The sequence below is a fragment of the Bacteroidota bacterium genome (assembly GCA_036522515.1).
In the GTDB taxonomy this organism is placed as follows: Bacteria; Bacteroidota; Ignavibacteria; order UBA10030; family SZUA-254; genus VBOC01.
In genome coordinates this window covers 32,970-49,515 of record DATDFQ010000001.1, presented here as the reverse complement: position 1 = coordinate 49,515, position 16,546 = coordinate 32,970, and the positions used below count along the sequence as shown (strand labels likewise).

The 16,546-nt window shown below is 56.0% G+C and carries 12 protein-coding genes and 1 tRNA gene; 5 read left to right on the top strand and 8 right to left on the bottom strand.

Going from position 1 to position 16,546, the window contains the following annotated elements:
- Nucleotides 1–34: 34 nt before the first annotated feature.
- From VI215_00180 to VI215_00160, 5 genes are all read right to left on the bottom strand, one after another.
- Nucleotides 35–742 (bottom strand): SOS response-associated peptidase, encoded by a 708-nt coding sequence (locus VI215_00180; protein HEY6190721.1) that lies wholly within the window; start codon nt 740–742, stop codon nt 35–37.
- 204 nt (nt 743–946) lie between these two features.
- Complete coding sequence (locus tag VI215_00175) at nt 947–1,258, bottom strand: hypothetical protein (GenBank protein HEY6190720.1); 312 nt, start codon at nt 1,256–1,258, stop codon at nt 947–949.
- Nucleotides 1,259–1,293: 35 nt separating this feature from the next.
- A complete protein-coding gene (locus VI215_00170) occupies nt 1,294–1,782 on the bottom strand; it encodes a PepSY domain-containing protein (protein HEY6190719.1) in 489 nt (162 codons plus the stop codon).
- Nucleotides 1,783–1,799: 17 nt separating this feature from the next.
- Complete coding sequence (locus VI215_00165) at nt 1,800–3,929, bottom strand: protein kinase (GenBank protein HEY6190718.1); 2,130 nt, start codon at nt 3,927–3,929, stop codon at nt 1,800–1,802.
- A 48-nt stretch (nt 3,930–3,977) separates the two neighbouring features.
- Nucleotides 3,978–4,943, bottom strand: coding sequence for a YncE family protein (locus VI215_00160; GenBank protein HEY6190717.1), 966 nt, complete (start codon nt 4,941–4,943; stop codon nt 3,978–3,980).
- 373 nt (nt 4,944–5,316) lie between these two features.
- Here VI215_00160 and VI215_00155 point away from each other — a divergent pair, with 373 nt between their 5' ends.
- The 5 genes from VI215_00155 to VI215_00135 all read left to right on the top strand — a co-directional run bounded on the left by VI215_00155 (nt 5,317) and on the right by VI215_00135 (nt 11,650).
- Nucleotides 5,317–6,561, top strand: coding sequence for a TolC family protein (locus tag VI215_00155; protein ID HEY6190716.1), 1,245 nt, complete (start codon nt 5,317–5,319; stop codon nt 6,559–6,561).
- 45 nt (nt 6,562–6,606) lie between these two features.
- Nucleotides 6,607–7,608 (top strand): efflux RND transporter periplasmic adaptor subunit, encoded by a 1,002-nt coding sequence (locus VI215_00150; GenBank protein ID HEY6190715.1) that lies wholly within the window; start codon nt 6,607–6,609, stop codon nt 7,606–7,608.
- Entirely contained in the window at nt 7,605–10,646 is a 3,042-nt protein-coding gene (locus tag VI215_00145) for an efflux RND transporter permease subunit (GenBank protein HEY6190714.1), read from the top strand. The genes VI215_00150 and VI215_00145 overlap by 4 nt, the downstream gene beginning before the upstream one ends.
- A 229-nt stretch (nt 10,647–10,875) precedes the next feature.
- A tRNA-Glu gene (locus VI215_00140) sits at nt 10,876–10,947 on the top strand.
- Nucleotides 10,948–11,008: 61 nt separating this feature from the next.
- Nucleotides 11,009–11,650 carry a 2OG-Fe(II) oxygenase family protein gene (locus tag VI215_00135; protein ID HEY6190713.1) on the top strand — a complete coding sequence of 214 codons (642 nt, stop codon included), beginning with the start codon at nt 11,009–11,011 and terminating at the stop codon, nt 11,648–11,650.
- Between the two features lie 58 nt (nt 11,651–11,708).
- On the opposite strand, the gene VI215_00130 is transcribed toward VI215_00135, so the two are convergent.
- The 3 genes from VI215_00130 to VI215_00120 all read right to left on the bottom strand — a co-directional run bounded on the left by VI215_00130 (nt 11,709) and on the right by VI215_00120 (nt 16,353).
- Nucleotides 11,709–13,412, bottom strand: a complete 1,704-nt coding sequence (locus VI215_00130; GenBank protein ID HEY6190712.1) for a T9SS type A sorting domain-containing protein — start codon at nt 13,410–13,412, stop codon at nt 11,709–11,711.
- Nucleotides 13,413–13,547: 135 nt separating this feature from the next.
- A complete protein-coding gene (locus VI215_00125; protein ID HEY6190711.1) occupies nt 13,548–15,761 on the bottom strand; it encodes a protein kinase in 2,214 nt (737 codons plus the stop codon).
- A gap of 214 nt (nt 15,762–15,975) precedes the next feature.
- Nucleotides 15,976–16,353 carry a hypothetical protein gene (locus VI215_00120; GenBank protein HEY6190710.1) on the bottom strand — a complete coding sequence of 126 codons (378 nt, stop codon included), beginning with the start codon at nt 16,351–16,353 and terminating at the stop codon, nt 15,976–15,978.
- Nucleotides 16,354–16,546 lie beyond the last annotated feature (193 nt).

Sequence of the window (16,546 nt, the reverse complement as noted above, 5' to 3'; positions counted from 1 at the left end):
CTCCTCAATCTGCGGAACGGACAGTTGAACCTCCTCAGGCCGGCTCGATGACGGCCGCGGAGTCGAACTTTGCGTTATTGACGGCAGTGGAGACAGGATAGGCTTTCATCTTCGTGTCGGGGAACGGACTCATATAGAGTTTAAGCTGATCGAAGTCCTTGTATTCCGGGTCGAGCCAGTGCTTCAACCCGGCGTCGTTCAGAATCACCGGCATCCTGTTGTGGATCGGTTTCATCAACTTGTTCGGGTCGGTGGTGATGATTGCTCCGGTGAGGACGGACCGGTTGCCGTCTTTCATTGTCCGCCAGAGCCCGGCGAGAGGAAACAGATCGCCATTTTTGAACACAATTCGGTAGGGGGTTTTTCTGACTCCCTTCGGCAGGGGCTTTTTCTCATACCCTTTGGGGGCCTGCCATTCGTAGAAACCGTCGGCGACAAAGATGCAGCGTTGGGAGAGGAGAAGGGAACGGAAGAACTTGTTTTTTTCAATCGTGTCGTTGCGGATGTTGATCTGGGTCGAGTACTTGCTCCCCTCCTTTTCAGCCCACGGCGGAGTCAAGCCCCAGTAGAGATGCGTCAGATAGCGCTTCCCATCCTCCTTCGACACGATGCCCGGCACAAGTTGGGCCGGAGCGGCGTTGTATCTCGGACTGTAGTCGCCGAAGCCCGGAGCCAGCTCGGCCTGAAACCGCTTCAGGATGAATTCGACCTTGTCCGCCGTTATGGTATAGCGCCCGCACATACATCGTTCGATGGAGGCAAGAGAAACAAAACCCGCAGCCTAAAGGCTGCGGCTACCGAGTCGAAGAGAGCATCGCCTCCACGGTCTGGGTGGATACGGAGGTCATGGAACCCAAGAGCAAACCCGCAGCCTAAAGGCTGCGGCTACCGATTCCTCTAAAGGGTTCGGCCACCGACACGGAATCACGCAGCCTGAAGGCTGCGGCTACCGCGCAAGGAGGAACGACAATCCTCCGATGATGATAAAAATAGGCCACACCAGCGACCAGCTCACGCCGATGAGAAAGATCACCATCATCGATACGATCGTCACGAGGCCGACCACGTTGCGCCGGCTTTGCCTGCCCTGCATCAGATCCGACAACAGGTACGCGATAGGGATCAGAAAAAAGAGAGCCCACCATCTGTGCCCGAGGTGAATGACCTCAAGGTTCCGGAGAAGAAAGATGAGGCCGATAATAGTGAACGAGAGCCCCAGAAACGAGGCGTTGCGGTCTCTTTTTTCCACTTCAGCCATTACAATCCTCTCTCTATATAGAGTGCGGATACAATCTACTCTTTTTTTGCCGCTTCCTCGGTTTCAATCTGTACAATCTTGTTCGTTTTCCGGTCTACATCCACTTCAACGGTCTTTCCGGCCTTGGTGAGGATTTCGACCGAGCAGATCATTTTGCCTTTCTTCTCTTTCAGGGTGCTTTTGACGACGCTCCCGGGTACTTTCTTCAGCGCGGCTTTCTCCGCCTCGTCGGTGGCGCGTTCTTCCTCCACCGCGGCCAGCGACTCATCTTCTGTCTTGATCACTTTTCCGTTCTTTGCGTCAATCCACACTTCTTTAGTCGCTCCGCCGATTTTGAGATCGAATGACCAGATGAGCTTTCCTTCCTCATTCTCCAGCTCAGAGCTCTCGATGAGCGCTCCCTTGAACTCCTTTTGGACAATTTTCGCCGCCTGCCCCTTGCTGATCCGGGGATGCGCCTTCTTCGAAGCGAAGCCGGTTGAAACGACGAGACATACTGCGAGGATCGTGATTGCGAGTTTCAAGTTCGTGTCCCTTCCTTTTATTTGCCCCTCATGATCTCGAGATAGCCCGGCTCGTTGCGGATGGGCTCAAGATCGGAATCACGTTTGATCCATTCGTAGAATTCATAACCGGCGGCGATGGCTTTTCTGAGTGTTTCGACTGCCAGCACCTTATCACCCAGTGACGCGTAGAAACAAGACGCATTATAGAGCATGAGCGAATCATCCGGGCTCAATTCGATCGCCCTGGCTCCCTCGGCCCTTGCATCCTCCATTTTTCCATCCTTTATCAGCGAGAGGGCATAAAACATGTGCGCCCGCGCATCGTCAGGATGCTTCGCGAGATATCGGGGGTAGACCTGAATTTCAGACTTATGCAACTCAAGACCCTTCGCCTTCTCACCCAGCGATTCATAGGCCATCCGTAGATCACCGTATCCGGAATAAAAATCGGGATTAAGGGTGATGACCTTTAAGAACAGGTCCACCGCTTCTCTGTCCCGGTCGGTCGTGTGATAGATGCGCCCAAGGATCCAGTAGCCGAGAAAATTGTTCGGATCAAGCTCGATTGCTTTCTTGCTCGCCGTGGCGGCCTCCTCGTGGGATTTCTTGTGAAGATAGGCGAGGCCGAGCGCGGCATACGCTTCAGACAGTGTGGGATCGTACATGAGCGCCTTCAAGCCTGCCTCCAGCGCCTTTTCAAGCCAGGTATCCTTGCGTTCGAATTGCTGATAGAGGGTGGCATAGGCTTCTCCCAACCCGGCGTAGGCATCGGCATAACGCGGATCGTGTTCGATCGCCTTCTGGAAAAGCTGGATCGCGATCTGAACTCCGTGTCTGGTATAACGATACAGCGAATCGCGTGCCCTCAAGTTACAGTCGAACGCCTGCGGGTTGAGGGTGGCCCGTTTCGTAAGGACGACTTTCTCGGTCGGGGAAAGCTTGACCATCAGAGCATCGACGATCTGCTTCGACACCTGCTCCTGGATGTCGAAGACATCCGCAAGTATTCCTTTGTACGTCTCTGCCCAGAGCTGGGCGTCTGCCTCGATGTCGATAAGTTCCACCGTGATCCGCAGATTGTCCTGAAATTTTCTTACGCTTCCCGATAAGACGTAGCGGGTTCCAAGTTCACGCCCGATTGATTTCAAGTCCTTGGTTGTCCCTTTGTACTGCATGGATGTGGCCCTGGGAACGACACGGATATCTTTTAGCCTTGCCAGATTGGCGATCAACTCCTCGGTAAGCCCGTCGCTGAAATAGTCGCCCTCTTTATCCGGACTGATATTGCCGAAAGGAAGGACAGCGATGGCTTTCGAGATCGACGTTGCCGCCGTGTTTTCAATTGCCGTTTTGACTTCTTCGAGCGACCGGAGGAATTCACGCATATCCGAGTATCGATGGGTGCGGTCCTTTTCCAGCATCCTCATCACGACGGCGTCGATCTGCCGGTGTATCTTTTTGTCCAACGAACTCGGTGGAGGAGGCTGCTCGTTTACGATCAGGTACAAGAGGCCGGCGTCATGTTCCGCGCGGAACGGCTTCTCCCCGGTCAACATCTCATAGAAAACCACACCGAGCGACCAGATGTCGCACCGGGAATCCGTGGCAACCCCGTGCGCCTGTTCGGGCGACATATAGGAGAGCGTCCCGAGAGATGTCCCTGTCTTCGTCAACCCGGAGCTGCTCTTGAGTTTCGCGATCCCGAAATCCATGATCTTCACTTTCCCTTCGGGAGTGATCATGATGTTCTCGGGCTTGATATCGCGATGGACAATATTTCTATCGTGAGCGGCCTTGAGCCCCTCACCGATTTGCATCATCCAGTTGAGAGCTTGTTTGGTGGGAATCCCGGTGCCGGACCTCTGGTCCGAGATATGGGACTTCAGTGTCTTGCCTTCGACATATTCCATGGCGAAGAAGAGTGCGCCGTTTTGTTCGTCGATCTCGTAGACGCCCAGAATGTTCGGATGGTTGAGCGCCGCGGCGGCCTTTGCCTCCTGCATAAACCTCGATTTGTTCTCCGGCGAAGCCGAGAGATGGGCCGGCAGAAACTTGATGGCCACGAAGCGGTCGAGTTTGAGATCCTGGGCCTTGTAAACCACACCCATCCCCCCCTCGCCCAACTTTTCCAGAATAGTATAGTGAGAAATCGACTCGCCGATCATCCGCGTACCTTATTGGTGATCAGTCCCTGCCCAATCCTGTTCGACAAGCTATTTCCTTCCCATGATGACGATCGTAAATGACCCCGGAACCACGCTCGGGCGCGGATGGGGCCTGTCGGCGGTGGGAGCCGGAGGAGGTCCGAACTCCGCGGTTGACAGGTACACCCGGTGCGACGCCGGATCGAGCGCCATCGTGCGGGCGCCGCGTTGAGTCGAATCGTTTTCGATGACGGTAAACTTATCCGGCGCATCTTCGTGAACCACAGTCAGTGTTCCCTCTCCGTTCGAGGAGAACGCCAGACCAGTCGCGGGATCAAATGCGGTCGCATCGACACCCTCGCCGATCGGTACGGTCGTGACAACCTTTCCGTTATCGGGATCAAAGACGACCATCATCTTGTTGTCGCATCCGCTGAAGAGCCGCCGATGCTCCCGGTCTATCGCGAGACCGCTCGGGTGCTCGCCCGGCGCGATGGACCACCTGTTTGCGACTTTCAACGTGCGCGCGTCGATGGCGACGATCATACTGCTGTCTTCGAGATTGACATACACCATACCCTTCCCATCCGAGACTGCGAACTCCGGTTTGTCACCGAGGGGAATCGTCCCCACCACGGAGTCCGATTGGGCATCGATCGCGGTCGCGTTATGGCTCCCTCCGTTGAACGTAAACACCCGGCCGGAGACGGGATCATACATGATCGCATCCGGATTTCGGGCATCGATCTTGATCGTCTTGATCGTTTTCAGGGTTGTGAGATCGAAGACGGTAACAGAGGAGTCCCTCCCATTGCTTGTGAATCCCCGGTTCAAGGCCGGCACGAGCGCAATTCCGTGCACTCCGGTCGTATTCGGAATATCCCCGACGACCTCTTTCTTATCGGCATCGACTACCTGGACATGCGTACTGCGCGAGATATAGAGGCGATGAGCGGCGGTATCGTAGGTGAGATAATCCCAGCCCCCTTCTCCTCCGAGCTTCAGTTTTTCCAGGAGCTTGTAGCCGGCACCCAAGGACGCTTCCTGAGAAATTCCAAACACGGGCAGGATAAGGAGAAAGAGAATGATTATGAGAGAGTTTTTTTTCACGTTGATTCCCTGTTCGCTGGTGTTAGTGTGGCGTGAATACGCCGGGCGTGGCTGATTCTTCGTGAATAATATAAACCTAATCACGCCGAATGTCAATTAAGCGGAACCGCTTATAAATGGTTTTTCTAGGCGATTTTTCATATACTACAACGGCGATTTCAAATCCATTGTCATCCTGAGTCCCGCCTGCGCGGGATAAACTCCGCGAGGGATCTCCTTTATCATGGACTGAGATCCTTCGGTCGCTATGCTCCCTCAGGATGACAATTCAAGAGTCTCTTTCAACAGACTTCTTTCGATGAAGCAGCTGATTCTTTGTCTCTCCCTCATCGCTGCACATTCCCCACGGGTGTTCACCCAGACAGACTCGATTTCACTCAAGGACGCGTTGGAAATCGCCCAGAAGAACAACCCGGCGATCAAAATCGCCGAGATCGGCATCAGGCAGGATGAATCCCGGCTTCGTGAAGTAACATCCGCCCGATACCCTGCGCTCGCATTCCGTTCGCATTACCTCTATACTCCCGAGACAGGATACAACGAGGCCGTCACCAACGGCGGAGAGTACGGCGTTCAACTGGCAACAGGCCTTCCCCTCTTCGACGGAGGCGTGCGCAGCGCTCAGATCGATCAATCGACGAATGAAATCACAAAATCCCAGGCGGGCCTTCACAAAAGCAGCGCCGAGCTGGCGTTCAACGTCAGGATTCAATACTATGAGACTCTCCGCGCCGAAGAAGAAGCTCTGATCCGCGGCGAAACGGTCGCACGGCTCCAGGACTATCTCACATTCGTGAACCAGCTTCGGCTCGGCGGCAACGCGACGGAGAGCGACCGGTTAAAAACCCAGGTCGATTTGAACAATTCGATGATCGCATCCGACGGCGCCGTCCAGGCTGTGCAAAAATCGAAACGGCTGCTCTCGAACCTCCTCGGCCGTGCCCCCGACCGGGAGATCGAGGTTCTTCCGCTCGACGGCGACACCTCGGGGACTCCGGTCCTGGTGGCGGAGGAAAATCCGGAACTGCAACTTCTTGACCGTGAGCGCAAGTCGGCGGACTATGGCATCACGATCGCGAAGGGAGAACGGCTTCCAACGCTCACACTGGCCGGCGACGTGGGCGCCCTCGGGATTCATCTGAACGAACTGCATCACGACTTCGGCTATTCTGTATTCCTCTCGCTCGAAGTGCCGATTTTCTCATGGGGCGGCATTGATAACCGGATCGAGCAAAGGGAACTGGCCCTCGAACAGCTTGACGCGCAGCTTCTCCTTCAGCAACGCACGCTCGAGGTCGAATGGCGCAATGCAACGTCCGATCTGAACCTCGCCCGGCTGAACCTTACACGTTATCGGGCCAACATCGAAGAGGCCGAGAAAAATTACCTCTCCGCGAAGTCGCGTTTCGCGGGCGGATCGGGGCTCAATCTCGAGGTGCTCGACGCCCACCGGCTCTGGGTGGAGGCAAAACTGAATTATAGCTCCACCCTGTTCACGTACCGGGCTTCTCTTGCGGAACTCTACAGGCTGAGCGGAAAATAACGTTCTTCGAGAGATAATGACAACATTCCCGCGGTAAGACCCCCAATGAAAAAAGAACCTATCCTTCGTGGAATCCGGGTGCTTGTCGCGCTCAGTTTTGTTTTGTTGATTGGACTACTCCCCGATTGCGCAAAACGGGAGGAAACCGATTCTACTCCCGAAGCTCTGGTCGATGTCAGGACTGCAGTGGTCAAGAGCGGACGGATCGACGAAACCATCACCGTTTCCGGAGCCACGCAGTACCGGGTAGAGGCGCAGATCCGATCTCCCATCGCGGGGCTGATCACCCGTTGCACGCTGTATAACGGCGACGAGGTGAAGCGGGGGGAGATCGTCGCTCAAGTCCGAACCAAGGAATCGCAGGCTTCGATCAGCGGCGCTCAACAGTTGCTCCGGACCGCAACGACGGAATCCCAGCGCGAGGAGGCACAGAAGTCGCTCGACCTCGCGATGAAGACCGTGAACACGATCGACATTACCGCGCCCACCGGTGGTATCTTCAGCGACAAAGCCAAGAACGAGCAGGAGGTCGTCGCGGAGGGCGAACTCATCGCGACCATCGTCGATCCCGCGTCCCTCCTTTTTCTCGCGCAGGTGACACCCTCCTCTGCGAGCAGAGTTCGGCTCGGCCAGCAAGTGACGATGTCATTCACAACGCGTCCGGGAAAGATCTATTCCGGGGTCGTTCACAGGATCCAGCCGGAAGTGAATCCGGGGGATCAATCGATACCGGTTCAGGTCACCTTTGCGGCTTCGAATCCCGATCTCGAGGGATCGCTCTTCGGGCAGGCGGCGATCTCCGTCGGCGAACACAAGAATATTCTTCTCGTCCCGAAACCCGCGCTCCTGAAAAACGACGAGAATAACACGACAAGCCTGATGATCGTCGGCACCGATTCGCTTGCCCATACCATTGAAGTAAAAACGGGACTCGCGACGGATTCGACCGTTGAAGTCTCGTCTTCTCATCTTTCCGCCGGAAGCCTCGTCATCATCGAGGGGCAGTACGGCCTGCCCGACTCAACGAGAGTGCGGATCCGCCGTTGAATATTACCGGCTTTTCTCACCGGCATCCGCGGGCGATTCTTTTCATTGTCGCGGCAGTTGCAGCCGCGGGTGTCCTCGCCGCGCTAAACCTCCCGATCTCCATTTTTCCGGACATCACCTTCCCCAGAATTGCCATCATCGTCGACGACGGAGATCAGCCGGCTGAACGCATCATGGTCACGTTGACTAAGCCGCTCGAAGAGGCTGCGAACTCAGTTGCGGGTGTGAGTAGTGTCCGCTCCAAGACAACGAGGGGCTCCTCGGAGATCTTCGTCAATTTCAACTGGGGCACGGATATCCTCCTTTCGCAGCAGTTACTTCAGGCCAGAATCTCCTCAGTGCGAAGCCAGCTGCCCGCTAGCGCCGCGATCCTTGTCGAGAGAATGAACGCGACCTTTTTGCCAATCGTCGGCTATGCTCTCACATCCGGCAAACGGAGCCTTGTGGAATTGCGGGATATCGCACTGTACACGATTCGCCCTGCGTTGAGCCGCATCTACGGAGTTTCGCAGACCCGTATCGTGGGCGGGAGAACCCGTGAGTTCCTCGTCACCGCAGACCCGGCGAAACTCCTGGCATACAATCTCGATATCACTCAAGTCTCGGAGGCGCTCCGCAAGACGAATCTGCTTGAGTCGGTCGGGCTCGTGGATGCGAGTCACCGCCTTTACCTCACTCTGGTGGATAACCGTCAAGTTTCGATTGAGGCGGTGCGAGATATTGTGGTCGGCACGCGCGGGAGCACGCCGATCCTCTTGGGCGAGCTCGCCTCGGTCGCACCATCGGAAAAGGACGAATACATCCGCGTGACGAGCGACGGGAAGGAAGCTGTCCTGATCAACATCGTCAAGCAGCCCGACGGAAATACGGTGCAGATCTCAAACGATGTGAAGAGCATGCTCGCCGACCTCCGCTCTCAAATACCCTCCGACGTCACGATCAGCAACTTCTACGACCAGTCCGACATCATCCAGGAGTCGTTCGCGACCGTCCGGGACAGTATCGGGATGGGTGTGGTGCTTGCAATCCTCATTCTGCTGGTCTTCCTGAAAAACTGGCGGGTGATTTTTATCGCCGCGATCATCATCCCCATTACGGTTTCCATCACCGCCCTCCTGCTTCATACGCTGAACGAATCGTTCAATATCATGACGCTCGGAGGGATCGCGGCAGCAATCGGCCTTATCATCGACGATACGATCGTCATTGTCGAGAACATCTTCCGGCATTTCGAAGAGAAGCGGGAGAGCTTCCTCAGCGCGGCCCAGTCGTCGGTCTCCGAAATGTTTCCGGCGATCGTCGGTTCGAGCGCCAGCACGATCGTTATTCATATCCCTTTCGCATTCCTTTCGGGCGTGGCCGGCTCGTTTTTCAAGCCCCTCTCTCTCACGATGATCTTCGCGCTGGTCGTCTCGTTCGTCGTGTCGTTGCTGGTGGCACCGCTCCTCGCATCCAGGTTCAAGATGTCTGGAGGCACTCCGGGGGATGTTGCGAGGGGCAATTTGAAAGCACATTCACACCCGCTCTACCAACGCATGCTGGGTTCCTTAATTCGGCGCCGGATTCTGATCGTTCCGTTGATGATCGTTCTCCTGGCCGGGGGCGGGTATCTCTATACAACGCTCGGCAGCAGCTTCATGCCGGAAATGGATGAGGGCGCTTTCGTCCTTGATTACTGGTCTCCACCCGGAAGCTCACTCGACGAGACACATCGCATCATGCTGGAGGTCGAGAAGCTGATCATGCAGACGCCTGAAGTTGAATCCTATTCTCGTCGCACCGGGACAGAGCTAGGTTTTTTTATTACGGAGCCGAATACCGGCGATTTAATGATCAAGCTTAAGGAGAAGCGAGACCGGTCAGCAGATGAGATCATGGATGAACTTCGCTCCAAGATCGAGGCATCCCAACCTGCCCTCAGAATTGAATTCGGCGAGGCAATTCAGGACCTGGTCGGCGACCTGACGAACGTCCCTTCGCCCATCGAAATCAAGGTGTTCGGAGCGGACAAGCTGCTCATCGAAAAGACCGCAAAGGAGATTGCCACGATTATTACCGACGTACCCGGAGTGGTCGATGTGTTCGACGGGATCACCGTCAGCGGTCCCGCGCTCATCGTCGTCCCCGACGGGCGAGCGATCGGCAGAGCCGGGCTCACCGTCGAAGATCTGGTCCAGCAGCTTGAGAACGACATCCGGGGAAGCGTCGCAACAGAACTTCAGCATGGCGAAAAACTGATCGGCGTCAGGGTCCGCCTACCCAATGAGTACCGGGAAGATCCGGAGAAGATTGGATCACTCCGTGTTCATTCTACGAACGGGGGAATATTTCAGCTGAGTTCGCTGGCGTCGATCAGGACTGATCCCGGACAGACGGAGATCGAGAGGGAGAATCTGAAACCGATGGTTGCCGTGACTTCGAGGATTTCCGGGCGGGACCTGGGCGGGACCATCGGGGATATTCAGAGCCGCCTGAGGAAGCATCTCACCATACCGCAGGGGGTGACGCTCAGTTATGGAGGTCTCTATCAGACTCAGCAGGAATCATTCCGCGGATTGCTGATGGTCCTGATTGCGGCATCGCTATTGGTGTGGATCGTACTCCTGATCGAGTTCGAATCGTTTTTCATCACCGGCGTTATCTATTTGCTCACGCTCCTCTCGCTCTCCGGCGTCTTTTTCGCGCTCTGGCTTACGAATTCCACCTTCAACGTGTCGAGCTTTGTCGGCATGATTTTGATCGTGGGGGCGGTCGCCGAAAACTGCATCTTCTACGTCCACTTTGCGAGAAAATATCGCGATGGGGGAGCCGGGGAAGTAGATGCACTGCTTGCGGCTGGAACAATGCGGCTTCGCCCGATCATCATGACTGCCCTTGCGACAATCCTGACACTCCTCCCCCTTGCGCTCGGAGTCGGGGCCGGCGCTCAGATGCAGCGCCCCCTCGCCATCGCAGTGATCGGTGGTTTTGCGATGTCGACGATCCTCACCCTTTTCGCGCTTCCGATGATGTTGTCGTTCCGGCGAAGCAACCGGTAGTCCTGTTAGGCCGGTCTCCCCGGGGGAAGGAGGTAGTGGGTGATTTTACTGCCGAGCCGAAAACCCGCAGCCTAAAGGCTGCGGCTACCAAGCCCGAGGCATCGGTAGCCGCGACCTTCAGGTCGCGGGACGAGAAGGCGAGAAAAATCAGCCAGTACCGGGAAGGATGCTTAATTGCATGGGAGGGAAAAAAACAGTAAGTTTATACTGCTTTCCTGCTCCAAATCCCGGCGCTATCGTCTAACGGTTAGGACGGAGCCCTCTCAAGGCTCAAATACGGGTTCGATTCCCGTTAGCGCTACATTCTTTCCAACATAGGCTGTCAACCACAACTGGAGGGAACAATGGCTGAGAACCATTCAATGATCAAACCGCCCGCCGAAAAACCGCGAATCAAAGTCGGCGTCGTGCCGCTCTTCTCGACCTGGATCTATCGTTGCGACGAGGGCCCGCAACATCTCAACGAATCTCTCATACTCCTCACCCGGAAACTCATGGCCGACGACCGGAATGCCACCACACGGACGAACGCCGGGGGCTGGCATTATGCGCACGACCTTTTCAAACTGCAGGATCCTGTTGTGGATGACTTCCGGGCATACATGGAGCAACATGTGCAGGGATTTCTCAATCACTTCCGGGAACAGGATAAGAGGAAGAAGGATTCCTTCCGGTTGGAGGGTTGGATCAACGTGAACCGTGCGGGCGACTCCAATGTTCTCCATTGCCACCCGGGCTCGTTCCTCTCCGCAACGTACTATGTGAGCGTTCCCCCGGAGATGAAAGGCGGGCAAATTTATTTTCGCGACCCCCGTGGGCCGGCGGTGGCGATGTATGAAACTCCGGGGATCGATCTGCCGTGGGTAGGCACGGGTGTCGGCGTTCCATTTACTCCCGCCACGGGTCTTCTCATCATGTTTCCCGCCTGGCTGGAACACCGGGTGGAACCGTTTGGGGGAGAAGGAGAACGGATCTCAATCGCATTCAACGCGTCGAACCCGTGATAGGGACCGTCCTGCCCGGAGCCTGAGCCGGCTATAGTAGCAGAACGATTCCCGACGCTTACTTTACCAACATCATCTTCTTCACGTTCGAGTAAAGCATCCCCATTCCATCCAGGCCCTCCACAACAATCCTGCAGTAGTACACTCCGGAAGGGAGGTTCGATGCGTCAAATTCAAGATCATTGATGCCTTCCGTAAACTCCTCTTTGTTAGCGAGGACCGCTACTTCCTGGCCGAGCGTATTATAAACCCTGGCCGTGATAAGCGCATCCCGCTCGAGCGCAAACTCAATCGTTGTAGCGGGGTTGAAGGGATTGGGATAGTTGCCCGAAAGAGTGAAGCCTGAAAGACCCGGCTCCGGAAGCCGCGATGGATATCCTTCCATTCCGGCAAGCGGAGAGAATGTCGTATTTGAATACTTTACCAGATGCAGTCCCCCTTCGCCGAGCCCCAGGACGAACAGATTGCCCGAGGCGTCGAGGGATGCTGTTCTCCAATCGAACAGAGTTTGGGCGGGGGTCCATTCCTCCGAGGCGATTTGCGCCACGCCGCCGGTATCGATGCGGATCAGATGAGCGGCTGGCGGGATCGTGTTGAGTTGCGACGGAATGAAGAACGCTTTTGAAGGATGGGTGAGCAACAGTTCCCACGGAGCCCCAAACCTGTTCGGAGGAAGTTTGGTTTTCCATACAGGGTGTGTGCTGGTACCGTTAAATTGCGCCACTGTGGGGACGAGCAGTCCGACGATGCTGCCGCGTGATCTCTTTCGCTCGTCGATGGCCCCGTAGACAAGGAGTTGATCGCCGCGCAGCGCGATATTATGGACCGCGGTCTCGTTGAACGCCGTGGTGCTTATCTCCCGCCCCACCCGCGTCCTGGTGACAACCTTGCCGGGGCCTTTGATGATGCGCGTGTTCTCTTCGCCGAATGTGTTCAACCGCGTGATTCGCCATCGGCCGATGACCGACTGATACTCACCCATCGAAGAATTTCGGTCGACCTCGAGGAACTCTGTGCCCGCCAAATAGGAATTCCCGCTTGAATCGACCACCGCATTTGTAACCCCCCAGCTGTATTCTTTGAACCGCACGGTCGTGAAGTTCTCCTGGTTGGACCGGATATCACTCGGCCAAGTCGTCCTCCAGGAAATCGATCCGTCGGGTCGCACCTTCATCATCCCGACCAGGTCCGGCCCTCCGGAGGCGGCGGTGAAGCGATCTTCGAACGGAATGTAGCCATTTCCATTGCGGTCAAACTGGATTCTGCCTGCGTGCCCGAATCGATCGGTGAGCATCCGGAACAATGGAAGAACCACCGTCCACTGCCGTACGCCATCGGAGGATAACTTCGTGAGTTCCTTCGTGCATTGGTTGAAGATGTAGAGCCTGCCGGCAAAATCAAGCGAAAGGTGATAATACTGAAATACCTCCCCACACTCCCATGCGCCGAGATCGTATGTCCAGAGTGAATCTCCGGCCGGGCTATACTTTCGCACCTGCGCACCGTCCTGAACACAGACATTTCCCAGAGCGTCGACGACCAGCGACCCGCCGAAGTTCCTTTGCCAGAGTTCCGATCCCCCGGGAGATATTTTTCTCGTAAGATGCGGCGTCGCTATGAATGCGTTTCCGGCGTTGTCGAGCCGATACCCGTCGTTGGGATTATCTCTGTCGCCAAGGGCAAGATCCCAGAGCTGCGTCTGAGAGAATGCGGCGACGACGCACGCGAGGAGCAGAATACATATGGAGGCAGGTCGACTCACGGAAGAATTCCCTTCGGGTGTTTCTCAAGGTAGGAACTAACGTGTGGAGTGTCAATGGGGGGATACCCTACCCTTGACCCGAGATCCGTCCAAAACAGCCTTACGGATTCAACAGAGTGATGGTGCTTTTTCGGCTCAGGGTTCGAGACCCACCTTTCTCATCAGAGAAGCGAACCTGGGGTCGTTGCGAAGCCCGTCCACTTTGGGATCGACTTTAAGACTGGCGAGCGACTCTGCCTTGTGTTCGAAGCTTTTCTCCAGCCAGGTGAACGCGAGGTCGGCCTCACCCAGAGAAGCATAGACGAGGCCGATTCCACGGAACAGGTTTCCGACCGTAAGGTTCTCCTCATTCAAACCCTCGATCAGTTTCAACGCCTCGGCCCGGTTTCCGGATGCAGCGTACAACTGAGCAAGTGCGATCCACGCCTCATTCCTGTTATCCGGGAGTTCTCCCCAGAGCCGGTTCTCCGAAATGGCTTCCGCGAACATTTTCTTCCCCTGGTACGCGAGTGAAAGAAGGCGGTGCGCGGTGTTAAAATTCGGGTCCAACTCCAGGGACTTTTTTGCGTATTCGATCGCCGCGTCGTAATCACGGGCATAGTAGAGTGTTAACCCCTGATCTTTCAGGATCGCCGCTGAGAGAGGATCCAACTCCGCCGCCTTCGCGATTTCACGCAGGGCTTCCCCGGTCCGGCCATTAAAGATCAGCCACTCGGCATACCAGTGATGCGATGTCGGGTAATTGGGGTTGAGCCGGATTGCAGTCTTATATTCCTTTTCGGAGTTTGCCCAGTCGAGCTCATTCAACATGATCAAAAGCGCGAGAGAGGTGTGCGCTTCAGCCAGACCCTTGTCGAGCTCCAGCGCCCTGTCCGCGGCAGCCCTCGCCTTCGGATACAGCTCGTGCCGCGGAATACTCTCATACTCGCTCAGGAGATTGTAGGAGTCGGCAATCCCGGCCCATGCCAGCGCGTACGTCTCGTCGATTTGAATCGCCTCCTCAAAATACCGGATTGCCGTAAAAATGGACTCCTTGGTCCGCTTGTTCCAGAAGAATCGTCCTCTGAGGTAGAGCTGGTACGCCTCGGTATTCTGAGTCGACCTGCGCTTCAGGTTCTTTCGCTCGATCGGCGTCAACCGCATCCTGAGGGCTTTCACGATCCGGACGGCGACATCCTCCTGGAAATCGAAGATCTGTCCCATCGTCCCGCTGTATTTTTCGGACCAAAGGTAGGCATCCTGACCGGTGTCTACCAGCTGTGCGGTGATCCGGAGATCGGAACCGCTTTTCCTCACGCTCCCTTCGAGAACATATTGTACGCCCAGCTCGGCGCCGACCTGCTTCATCGTTTTCCCCGTGCGCTCGAACTGCATCACGGAAGTGCGGGAAATGATCTTCACATTCCGGAGCCTCGAAAGATTTGCGATGATTTCCTCCGTCAATCCGTCGCTGAAGTACTTGTTATCCTGTTCCGGGCTGAGATCGGAGAATGGAAGTATGGCGATCGACTTCGAGGCCGCTGGCGGCGGGTTTGCAGGGCTTTCTTTTATCCGCCGCAACGCGTCAAGAAGAGCACCCGTCTCCTGGAAGCGCTCGGCAGGATCCTTCCTGAGACACCTCTCGATGATCTCCTCGAGTGAGGAAGGAATATCCGGGCGTCTCGCAGACGCCGGAGGGTGCCTTTCGTTCACAATCGAGTACATGATCGCCTGCTCATAGTCGCCCTGAAACGGCCGCCGGCCCGCGACCATCTCGTAGAGCACAACGCCCAGGGACCAGATATCGGCCAAAGGTCCCGAAGGATTTCCGAGGAGTTGTTCCGGGGCCATGTACGCGATGGTGCCGGGGACATTCTCTGTCTCCGGAGCCACGGGGTGATCCTGCGTCCGGGCGAGTCCAAAGTCGGCAATCTTCGCGATCCCGCCGGCGGTGATGAGGATGTTCTCAGGCTTGATGTCCCGGTGGACGATCCCTTTTCCGTGGGCGGCGCGCAGTCCTTCCGTAACCTGTAACGCGATCCCCACCGCCTCGGCGATCGGCAGAACCCCTGCCTCGATTCTCCGGCGAAGGCTTTGTCCCTCGATGAATTCCATCACGATGAACATTCTTCCATCCGCCTCGTCGATCTCATGGATCGTACAGATGTTGGAATGGTTCAGCGCAGAAGCGGCGCGGGCCTCCAGCGAGAAGCGTTGCCGTTCGTCGCCGTCGACGGAAAGCTCTTCGGTCAGGAACTTGATGGCCACGATGCGGTCGAGCCGTTCATCCCTGGCCTTATAGACCTCTCCCATGCCTCCCTTGCCGACCTGCTCGAGGAGCGTATAATGTGAGATTGTTCGACCGGTCACAGGATCGTCAGACACCCCCGGGTATGAGAAGTTCCGGCATTGCCTCCCCCGTTTGGGGTTAATATTCTAAACATAAATGCGATAGTCAAGTGTAAAAATAGCTTCGCCGGAATCGAGGAGCTTCCCTTCTTCTCCTCAATCCCGGCGAAGTACGATGCAAAAGCCCCGGGGCCCGTTGATCTTTCGATTCAGTCCCCGAAGAGGTTCAAGTTACTTACCAGCCGGCATACACGATCGTGGTTTTTCCAGAGTCGTCTGCCGTGCAGGTGGCAATCCACGCGGTGTTGATAGTGGAGGTGCCCACGATCTGTATCGTCTGGGCGTTCACCGTTCCGGTTGCGAAGGTTCCGTTATCGTCCTTTGACATCTTCGACGGAATCGTGTAGCCGGTATATGTGCCCCCGCCGCCGCCCATCGTCGTGGGGCGGATCTTGTACTGATACGCGTTGGCCGAAACGTTCACCAGACTGGAGGTGACGCCGTCCTTGTTGGCCTGCGTGCTGTGTGCACCGAACTGCGAGATACCCACGGCAATCGCGATGCCGACGATGATCACACCGAGGATAATGAGTAGAAGCTGCTGTTGTCCCATACCAAGAACTCCCTTTCTGCTTTAGTGAATGGAAAAAGTTACTTGCTGCGAACGTGTTTTAAGTTTTCGAATCGCGTTGGAACAATGTGCCGAGCAAAGACGATCGGATTGCCGATTCGTCAAACGCTCTTCACCGAGCCAACGGAGAAAGTCAGGAAATAGACGGGGGTGCCCGGCCTGCGTCGAGAGCTGT